At 39.1% G+C, this 1,314-nt stretch carries 1 protein-coding gene; it reads left to right on the forward strand.

The genetic code is table 11. The features are described from left to right. Positions 1–84: 84 nt before the first annotated feature. The gene (locus QUA25_RS29225) at positions 85–1,284 is read left to right on the forward strand and encodes an ISAzo13 family transposase (protein WP_333043194.1); all 1,200 of its coding nucleotides are present in this window, start codon (positions 85–87) and stop codon (positions 1,282–1,284) included. Positions 1,285–1,314 lie beyond the last annotated feature (30 nt).

The following is a 1,314-nucleotide window of genomic DNA, read 5'->3' on the forward strand; positions in this document are numbered from 1 at the left end:
AGAGAGTCCCACAGAATGAATGATCCTATAATAACAGAAAGATAACTTCAGTGTGCAGCCTATCTTATGTCTCTAAAATCTATCATGAAACTGACTGAGTACGCCAAATCTCTTTACATCAAAACAGCGAAAAAACTCAAAGGGACTGACAGACGACAATTCATGGCATTCGTAGTCAAAGGTTTGGGAATAGGTGGACAAACCTTGGCAGAACGGGAGTTGGGATGGAATAGACGCACCATCCGTAAAGGGATGCAAGAGTTGAAAAGTGGTCAGCCAATTATTGATGGGTTCCACCGTAGTGGGCGGCAACGGGTTGAAACAAAATTACCCAACTTCTTGAAGGATATTAAATCGTTAGTAGACCCACAAAGTCAAGTTGACCCTAGCTTTAAAAGTACACGATTATATACACGAATCACCGCCAGTGAAGTCCGTCGTCAACTAATAGAACAATTTGGTTATAGTGATGAAGAACTACCTTCAATAGAAACAATTCGACGAAGATTGAATGATTTGGGTTATAGCTTAAAACGAGTTCTTAAAACTAAACCCATCAAGAAAATCCCCGAAACTGAAGCCATTTTTAAACAGGTAAAACAAATTAATACAGAAGCTGACCATGACCCTAATACTCTCCGAATCTCCATTGATGCTAAGGCGGCAGTCAAAGTTGGAGAATTTGATCGAGGTGGTAAAACTCGGATGCCAACTCTTGCACTCGATCACGATTTTGCGACTGAATCAACTGTGATTCCCTATGGCATTTTTCTGCCTGAGTACAACGAGTTATTTTTATTCTTCGTTACTTCTAAACTAACGGCTGATTGTATAGTTGACTTACTTGAAAATTGGTGGCAAACGGTTAAACACCGTTTTAGTCACATTCAAAAATTGGTCATCAATCAGGATAATGGACCAGAAAATAATTCTCGTCGCACTCAGTTTATGAAAAGGATTCTGGATTTCGCTACATCATCTCAACTGACGTTACAACTGGCTTATTATCCGCCATATCATAGTAAGTATAACCCGATAGAACGTTGTTTTGGTTGGTTGGAAAATCATTGGAATGGTAGTTTACTGGATAATGTTGAGACTGTAGTAAATTTCGCCAAAACTCTCACATTTAAGGATAAAAATCCAGTAGTGACATTGGTAGAAACAATTTACTCCACAGGAGTTACACTCAACAAGTTAGCTATGGCAGAAATTGAAACCCAGATTAATCGCCTCCCCAATCTTCAAAAATGGTTCGTGGAAATTTTCGCTAAACCCACATAGCTGTTGGATCATTTTTTTTGTGGAGGTCTC

It is taken from the genome of Microcoleus sp. Pol17C6 (assembly GCF_036701145.1).
Classification (GTDB): Bacteria; Cyanobacteriota; Cyanobacteriia; order Cyanobacteriales; family Microcoleaceae; genus Microcoleus.

Excerpts from the sequence above, each read along its gene's own strand:
- QUA25_RS29225 (WP_333043194.1), top strand. The coding sequence starts at position 85 with ATGAAACTGACTGAGTACGCCAAATCTCTTTACATCAAAACAGCGAAA.